The sequence below is a fragment of the Flavobacterium sp. LMO6 genome (assembly GCF_009495795.1).
In the GTDB taxonomy this organism is placed as follows: Bacteria; Bacteroidota; Bacteroidia; order Flavobacteriales; family Flavobacteriaceae; genus Flavobacterium.
Map to the genome: position 1 here is coordinate 1 of NZ_WIBH01000010.1, position 7725 is coordinate 7725.

Annotated in this window: 6 protein-coding genes; 4 read left to right on the forward strand and 2 right to left on the reverse strand. The window is 33.7% G+C overall.

Annotated elements, in window-relative coordinates; all coding sequences use genetic code 11:
* Both GFJ99_RS10580 and GFJ99_RS10585 read right to left on the reverse strand, forming a co-directional pair.
* Nucleotides 1-3515, reverse strand: a 3515-nt coding sequence (locus tag GFJ99_RS10580; protein ID WP_370514048.1) for a beta strand repeat-containing protein, incomplete at its 3' end; no start/stop codon positions are given.
* Nucleotides 3516-3521: 6 nt separating this feature from the next.
* The gene (locus tag GFJ99_RS10585; RefSeq protein ID WP_153208680.1) at nucleotides 3522-3935 is read right to left on the reverse strand and encodes a hypothetical protein; all 414 of its coding nucleotides are present in this window, start codon (nucleotides 3933-3935) and stop codon (nucleotides 3522-3524) included.
* A gap of 157 nt (nucleotides 3936-4092) precedes the next feature.
* Here GFJ99_RS10585 and folE point away from each other — a divergent pair, with 157 nt between their 5' ends.
* The 4 genes from folE to GFJ99_RS10605 all read left to right on the forward strand — a co-directional run.
* Nucleotides 4093-4764 carry a GTP cyclohydrolase I FolE gene (gene folE / locus GFJ99_RS10590; protein ID WP_153208681.1) on the forward strand — a complete coding sequence of 224 codons (672 nt, stop codon included), beginning with the start codon at nucleotides 4093-4095 and terminating at the stop codon, nucleotides 4762-4764.
* A gap of 244 nt (nucleotides 4765-5008) precedes the next feature.
* Complete coding sequence (gene cysS / locus GFJ99_RS10595) at nucleotides 5009-6496, forward strand: cysteine--tRNA ligase (protein ID WP_153208682.1); 1488 nt, start codon at nucleotides 5009-5011, stop codon at nucleotides 6494-6496.
* A gap of 144 nt (nucleotides 6497-6640) precedes the next feature.
* A complete protein-coding gene (yidD, locus tag GFJ99_RS10600) occupies nucleotides 6641-6898 on the forward strand; it encodes a membrane protein insertion efficiency factor YidD (protein WP_203228785.1) in 258 nt (85 codons plus the stop codon).
* 445 nt (nucleotides 6899-7343) lie between these two features.
* On the forward strand, nucleotides 7344-7725 hold a 382-nt coding region (locus GFJ99_RS10605; RefSeq protein ID WP_203228786.1), incomplete at its 3' end, for a prolipoprotein diacylglyceryl transferase family protein.

A 7725-nucleotide genomic window follows, 5' to 3' on the forward strand; every position in this document is an offset into this window, starting at 1 on the left:
GAAGTAGTTCCTCCTACAACAGTTACACCACTTGTAATAGCTGTCCATGTGTAAGTTATTCCGCTTATGTTGCCTACAATATCTACATGAACATTGTTGGTTGCATTAGTTGCAGAACAAACCGAGCTATCCGCTACGCTAACACTCTCAACTACTGGAATTGGATTAACCGTTATTGTAATTGGACTTGATGCAGCTCCATAACATCCATTTGCCATTGGAATAATAATCATAGTAATGGTACCAATATTCTCAGCATCAGTTAATGTTGCTATTTGATTAATATTCGTTTCATCTCCATTTGTAGTTGTGCTATATGAACCTGTAATATTAGAAACTGTAGCACTCCAAGAATACGTAGTATTTGGTAAACTACTATTTAAAACAAAATCTAAAGTACTACCATCACAAATAGTATTTGTAACAGAGTAACTTAACACAGGAAGAACTGTAATAGTTATTGAACCTGAAGCACTTGCTTGAGGATTACAACCACCAGAAGTAGTTATTGAATAATTATAAACACCTCCAACATTTGCAGCTCCTGAAATTGTTACCAACCCAGTAGCAACATTATAATCATATGTAACTCCAGCTGGTAAACCTGTAACAACCACTCCAGTTGCTGTACCTGTTACTTGATATTGAATAGGATCAATCGTAACTCCAGCACATCTAGATTGACTATCTGTACCTGATGTAGAGATTAATGAAATAGTAGTATTTGCAAATAAATTTACAACAGAACTTAAAACCAAGTTAGATGAACATATCCCATCAAATACACTTACCGTATTTATTGTTGTAGTTCCTGTAACTCCAGTAACATTTGCAAATCCAACTCCTGAAGCATTAATTGCAACAGTTTGTGTTGGATTTCCATTAACACTATACGTTACTTGTGTGTTAGGAGTAGCATTTATTGTAAATATAGCTGTTCCTCCTAAACATATTGGTCCATTATTTGTAATGCTAACAATAGTTGGCTGTGGTAATATTGGAGATATTGTAAATGCTGCCGAATTTACCGATGAACAACTTCCGTTGTTAGCAGCAACTTCATAACTTACACCAAATGTCATTCCTGATATTAATCCTGTACCATCAACTGTCGGTCCAACTGGTGTGAAATCATAAGTCGTTCCTGCTACATAATTTGTAATAGTAGCAAATCCTGCCGCTAAACATGTTGGTGCCGTTTCTGAAACTACTGGTACAACTGGCGTTACCAACATTGGTAAATTACTAAATTGTGCTGATACCGTTGATGTACATGTAGCATTTGATGCTGTTACTTCGTATAAAGTATTTAAAGTCATGCCTGAAATTAATCCCAATGCATCAACTGTTGGTCCTGCTGGTGTAAATACATACGTTAATGCACCATCGTAATTACTGATTTCGCTAAAGCCATCTGCCAAACAAGTTGGTGCTGTTGTTGCTATTGTAGGTACAACTGGCGTTACTAAAATATCTAGAATTGTAAATGCTGCCGAATTTGCTGACGAACAACTTCCATTGTTAGCAGCAACTTCATAACTTACGCCAAATGTCATTCCTGATATTAATCCGGTGCCATCAACTGTTGGTCCAACTGGTGTGAAATCATAAGTTGTTCCTGCTACATAATTTGTAATAGTAGCAAATCCTGATGCTAAACATGTTGGTGCAGTTTCTGAAACTACTGGAATTGATGGAACTGAAAGCGTTGCGGCATTACTAAAAGCACTAGAATCTAATGATGTACAAGTACCATTACCCGCTGTAACTGTATAGCTAGTTCCGAATGTCATTCCAGATATTAATCCTGAAGCATCAACTGATGGTCCTGTTGGATTAAATGTATAAATAAAAGCTCCATCATAATTTGTTATAGTACTAAATCCATCTACTAAACAAGTTGGCGCTGTAGTATCTATTGTTGGAACATCAGGAGTAAGTGATATTGTAACCGTAGCAGTATTTCCTAAAGTTAAATCACAATTTCCTAATTCTATTTCGTTTAAAGTTATAGTTACATCTGATAAAGCATTTGCTATTGTAATAGTAGCACTACCTGAAGCGTCTAATATTTCAAATTGAACTGGACTTCCATCTACTGTATAAAAAACAGAAGCTCCGGCAGTACCTGACAATGTAAATATAGCATCTGCACCAGCACAAATTGGCCCGTTAGCACTTAAAGAAGTAAACGTAGGATTCGGATTAATTGTAATAGTTCCGTTTAAAGTTAAATTTGGAGAACAACCAATTGTTTCTACTGTATAGTTAAACGTACCTAATTCTGTAGGAGTACCGCTAATTGTTAAGACATTAGCAGCATAAACAGCTGTTAATCCAAGTGGTAAACCTGTTACAGTTGCATTAGTAGCGTCACCGGCAGTTTGATATGTTATATCTGTTATTGCATTACCAATACAAATTGATTGATTTGCTGTTAGTGCAGTAGAAGTTAAATCTATATCACAATCTGGGACTACACAATCTACAAATAAATCGAAAGTTGTAGTTTCTCCACAAGAACCTGCACTAATGGTAACTACAATCGTATTATCTACATTTGTTGTATAGTTAGCAGGATCTGTTATAACATTACCAGTTACACCATCAATATATTCAAATGTAAAACTTGCAGGATCAAAAGGTGCTACAAGATCAGCTTGATAAGCTGTTAAATCAAAAATAGGATCACATTCTCCTGCCGGACTAGCGAATGGTCCGATATTATTATAAGGGACAACACCTATAATATTAACCAATACATCATCAACCGCAATATCCGAACAACCTGGTCTTGTAACACTTACTGACCAAACTCCGTTTGCAGTTACAGTTGTTGTATTTGTTGGTGTAGTATATTGAAAAACGCCATCTAAAAACCATGAATATACTGGTGAACCAGCAGCACTAGGTGCTTGAAGAAATGTCGCAGTAAGAGTTACTGTAGTTGTAGAACCACATAAAATTCGATCTGGACCTAAATCTACTCCACAAACTATACTACAACTTAACCCTCCAGTTCCTCCTGTTTGATTAAGCGTATAAGTACCTGCTTGTCCCGAAAAATTAGTAACCAATAACATATAATATTGACCTGCTACCGCACCAGCAATATTAACTTGTTCTGTAGCAGAACCTGAATAACTACAATCTACTATATTAGGTGGACCTGTATAAGCAGGAGAGTATAATGATAGATTATTACAGATATTATTTAATGTATTAAATGGTCCCCATAAAATAAAATCTACATCAATAGGATTTCCACCATTTGATGTTTGAAACAAAGTCATATCGATATTTCCAGATGTTCCTACTTGCAAGTAGAACCATGCAGGATTTGGAGTTGAACCTAAACAACCTAAATTACCAAAACTAGGAGTACCCGTAACATTATTAAATGGTCCTTGATTTCCAGAACACATTGCTTGAGCCGAATCACAAGTTGGAGATGTTACTTGAGCAAAAGTAAAACTTAGACTAAGTAACAAAATTGATAATAAGAACTTCTTCATCTTTAATTATTTTAAAAACATAAAATAAGACCAATCCGAAACTTGCTCTTTATTATTTTCTATGACAACTACTCTCCATTTAAAACATTTTGCCATTAATTCTAAATGCATAAGTTGAGAACTCCCTTTAACCGAAAAATTTTCTTTATTTAATAAAGAAAATTTTGACTTGAAATCGGAAGCACTTTCACCATTGAAGCAATCTAATATTGAAATTACCTCAATTGAAATTTGTTTACCTCTAATATTAAGAGAGGAAAAATCCCATGAAATTTCTGCATTGTTAATGTAATCAAATTTAGAATCGTTAATTTTTTCTAGCTTAATTCCTTTTAAAACAGGAGAATTAGGATCTAATTTAGTTTGAGAGAATCCAAGTTGAAAAAAAAGAACAAAACCTAAGAGTAGTAATTTTTTCATTTTTATAGTTTGATAATTTAGTTAACTGAAATACAAATTTAACATTTTTTTAATTTTAATTATTATTTTTTTAATAATTAACATTTAAAAATAAATTCTAAAGTTTATTATTTATCTTTGTGTCGCTTTTTAAATTGCTATTAAAATAATTGTTAAAATGACACAAAACGAGGATTTTCAGGATGAAATAGGTAACGACCATATTGCAACAAGCGCAAAGACACCAATGCGAGATGATGCATTTACTATTTCTGACGAAGAAAAAATTGAATTGATTAAAAAAGATGTTGAACATATTTTAAACACACTTGGTTTAGATTTAACTGATGATAGTTTAAAAGGAACGCCTAATCGTGTTGCTAAAATGTTTGTGAAAGAAATTTTTGGTGGTCTAAACCCAAATAAAAAACCTAGTTCTTCAACATTTGATAATAAATACAAATACGGAGAAATGTTAGTAGAAAAAAACATTGTGGTTTATTCTACTTGCGAACATCATTTACTTCCTATTGTTGGTAGAGCTCATATTGCTTATATTTCAAATGGTTCAGTAGTTGGACTATCTAAAATGAATAGAGTTGTAGACTATTATGCTAAAAGACCACAAGTTCAGGAGCGTTTAACTATTCAAGTGGTACAAGAATTACAAAAAGTTCTAGGAACTGATGACGTTGCTTGTGTAATAGATGCTAAACATTTATGTGTAAACTCAAGAGGAATTCGCGACATTGAAAGTAGCACAGTTACAGCAGAATTTGGTGGAAAATTTAAAGAAGATAAAGTTCGTAGAGAATTTTTAGATTATATTAAATTAGATACGAAGTTTTAATTTGGGTAAAAGGTAATTGGTGATGGGTGATGGATGTTTTAAACTCATAACTCGAAAACTGAGACTGAAAACTGAAAACTAAAAATTAGCCCTGATAGCAATGAAAAGCCCGGAGCAATAAAAATATAGTTTTTATTGTTTTAAAAAAGCGACCTAAGAAGCACTTTTTAAAATGTAGAAAAACAGATTTTTATGCGAGGACTTGAAATGAATAGCAGGAAAAGCTTCAAAAAAAATATCAAAAATGGAATTATATAAAAATCAAACGTTACATATATACAACACGCTCTCAGGCGAGAAAGAAACCTTTACTCCTATTCATGATGGAAATATTGGAATGTATGTTTGTGGCCCTACGGTTTACAGTAATGTGCACTTAGGAAACGTTCGTACATTTATGAGTTTTGATGTGATTTTCCGTTATTTACAGCATTTAGATTATAAAGTTAGATACGTTAGAAACATTACCGATGCCGGACATTTAACCGATGATGGCGATGTGGATAACGACCGTTTTGTGAAACAATCGCGTTTGGAGAAATTAGAACCTATGGAAATTGTACAGAAATATACGGTGGATTTTCACAAGGTTTTAGATACGTTTAATTTTCTTCCGCCTACGATTGAACCAACAGCAACGGGACATATTTTAGAGCAAATTGAGTTAACTCAAAAATTAATTGATACCGGATTTGCTTATGAAAGCAATGGTTCGGTTTATTTTGATGTGTTTGCTTACAACCAAAAAGGAATGAATTACGGTGAATTAAGTAACCGTAACATTGAAGAACTTTTTGCCAACACCCGAGATTTAGACGGACAAAGTGAAAAGAAAAATCCGCAAGATTTTGCGCTATGGAAAAACGCTTCTCCAGCACACATTATGCGTTGGAACTCGCCTTGGGGTGAAGGTTTTCCAGGTTGGCATTTAGAGTGTACTGCTATGAGCACGAAATATTTAGGCGAAACTTTTGACATTCACGGTGGTGGAATGGATTTGAAATTCCCGCATCATGAGTGTGAAGTAGCACAAGGAAAAGCGTGTAACGGACATTCGCCTGTGAATTTTTGGATGCACACCAATATGTTAACCATGAACGGTTTGCGCATGAGTAAATCGACTGGAAATTATATTCTTCCAATGGAATTGGTTACGGGTGAAAATACGTTTTTTGAAAAATCGTTTCAACCTAATATTGTGCGTTTTTGTTTCTTGCAAGCGCATTACAGAAGTGTTTTAGACATTTCTAATGATGCCATGTTAGCAAGTGAAAAAGGATATTCTCGCTTGATGGAATCGTATAAATTAATTCCGATGTTGAAAGCAAGCAATGCTTCTACTTTAGATATTGCAAGTTGGAGACAAAGTTGTTATGATGCGATGAACGACGATTTTAATACACCGATTTTAATTGCACAATTATTTGAAGGCGCGCGTTACATTAATTTGGTAAACGACGGAAAAGAATCGTTAACTGCGGAAGATATTCAGTTATTACAAAATACGATTTCAAGTTTCGTATTTGATGTATTAGGAATTAGTAATGAAGCTACTTCAGGAAATTCCAATACTACTGAAAAATTAAGTGGCGTTGTTGAAATGTTAATTGGGATGCGAAATGAAGCTAGAGCGAACAAAAACTTTGCTTTATCAGACCAAATTCGTGATCAATTATTAGCTTTAGGAATCCAATTAAAAGACGGAAAAGAAGGAACTAGTTTTAGTTTTTAATATACATTATCGTTGTCATTCTGAACTCGTTTAACTTCGTTGAATCTTCGATTTAAGAATCTCTTTTATCTTCAGAATTTTTTTTTAGAAGCTGAAACAAGTTCAGCTTGACAGAGATAGTAGTTCTTTATATCATCAATAATCATGTGTAGCCAACACCAATCGAAATATCGAAAAACACTGAAACAATGGATTATTTATCCATTTCTTCTATTGGTCCGATTTTATCAAGTAGCGATATCTCCTTTTACTCCTGCAACCTGCCGATTTGAACCAACATGTTCTAGTTATACCATTCAAGCATTACAAAAACATGGTTTATTTAAAGGTGGTTGGTTAGCTTTAAAACGCATTTTTAGTTGTCATCCTTGGGGACGAAGTGGTTATGATCCGGTGCCTTGATTAATTACACAGAGGTTCACAGAGCTTTTTGTCCCGAAGCTTCGGAATTGATTGCCTTGATTAGAGTTACACAGAGCGTTTTACTTCTTTTAAACAAAACGCATAGCGAACTTTGCGAAAAAACTTTGCAACTTTGCGTTAAAATTACACCGAGATACACTGAATTTTATTGATTCTGAATGTGTTGATTAGAGTTACACAGAGCATTTCACTTATTTGATTTTTAAAATTATTAAAATTTCTTCAATCTGTGTTCCTGATTATTTGTTTTAGGTTTTAGGTTTCAGGTTGAAGTTTGAAATTGATTTTTGAAATTGATTTTGAAATTAATTTTTGTCCCGAAGTTTCGGGATTGTCATTGCTCTTGAAAAATTTCTTATCGGAATTTTAACATGTTTACCAATTTTATTATTTATTTTTACCCTTTAAACATTTACACATTATTATGATTCACACACTCAATATGGTTTGGAATCCTTCGGAAGGGATTGATTTAGGATTTTTCTTATTACGTTTTTATAGTCTTTCTTGGGTATTGGCATTTGGATTAGGCTGGTATGTAATGAAACCTATTTTCATGAGAGAAAACGAATCGGTTGACTCATTAGATAAATTATTTTTGTACACTTTAGTGGCTACTATGTTAGGGGCGCGATTGGGTCACGTAATTTTTTATGAGCCTGAATTATTTAGTAATGACGCATGGAGTATTTTATTACCAATTAAAACTGAACCAACTTTACATTTCACAGGTTTTGCAGGATTAGCGAGTCATGGTGCGGCAATTGGCATCATCATCACCATGTTTTACATTCAAAGAAGAGTTA

What these genes read in the sequence shown, in the direction of transcription:
- yidD (WP_203228785.1), top strand. Translation starts at nt 6,641, where the DNA reads ATGTGTAGCCAACACCAATCGAAATATCGAAAAACACTGAAACAATGG.
- cysS (WP_153208682.1), top strand. Translation starts at nt 5,009, where the DNA reads ATGGAATTATATAAAAATCAAACGTTACATATATACAACACGCTCTCA.
- GFJ99_RS10585 (WP_153208680.1), bottom strand. Translation starts at nt 3,935, where the DNA reads ATGAAAAAATTACTACTCTTAGGTTTTGTTCTTTTTTTTCAACTTGGA.
- folE (WP_153208681.1), top strand. Translation starts at nt 4,093, where the DNA reads ATGACACAAAACGAGGATTTTCAGGATGAAATAGGTAACGACCATATT.